This window comes from Streptomyces aureoversilis (assembly GCF_042657885.1).
GTDB lineage: Bacteria > Actinomycetota > Actinomycetes > Streptomycetales > Streptomycetaceae > Streptomyces > Streptomyces aureoversilis.
The window spans coordinates 1-624 of record NZ_JBHSKJ010000083.1 but is presented as its reverse complement, the minus strand read 5'-3'; the positions used below and the strand labels follow the sequence as shown (position 1 = coordinate 624).

The following is a 624-nucleotide window of genomic DNA, read 5'->3' as shown; positions in this document are numbered from 1 at the left end:
GCGGAGACGCCGACGACGAGGGGCAGCCCGTTCTGGTCCGACAGGACGTGCATCGTGGAACCCGACTTGCCCCGGTCCACGGGCGACGGGCCTGTGCGTTCGCCCCCCTTTTTTCGGCCCTGACGTGAGCGGAGTCCAGGACCCCGCGGGTTATGTCGACCAGGCCAGCATCGTCGAGACGGTGCAGGACTGCCTCGTGCAGCCGGCCCCACACACCGGCCCGTGACCAGATCAAGAACCTGCGGTGGGCAGTGGGCTTCGACACCCCGAAACACGGTGGCAGAGCCCGCCAGGCACACCCACTCACCAGCACATACACGATCGCCGCAAACAGCGTCTCATCAGGCGTGTTCGCTGTCCCGCCACCCTGCGGTCGCACCCGATCCGGCGGGATCAACGGCTCCGCGATCTCCTACAACCCATCCGAAACAATCCAACTCCACTCACCCCGCCCCATACACAAACAACGTCCGCCTCACCACATAGGACACGGTCTTAGAGGATGTTCTTGCCGCTTACCTGCTGTTTTGTGCGGTTTGCCTGCCGCCCGGGATAGCCTGATAAATTCTGTATGCGCCGAATATGCCAAGGAAGCGCTCGCCATCGGCCTCGCGTGTCGTCCTG

General features: G+C 63.9%; 1 pseudogene. It reads right to left on the bottom strand.

The annotated features are described in order from the left end of the window. Window positions 1–409, bottom strand: a pseudogene (locus ACFPP6_RS36515) (transposase); the annotation flags it as partial. Window positions 410–624 lie beyond the last annotated feature (215 nt).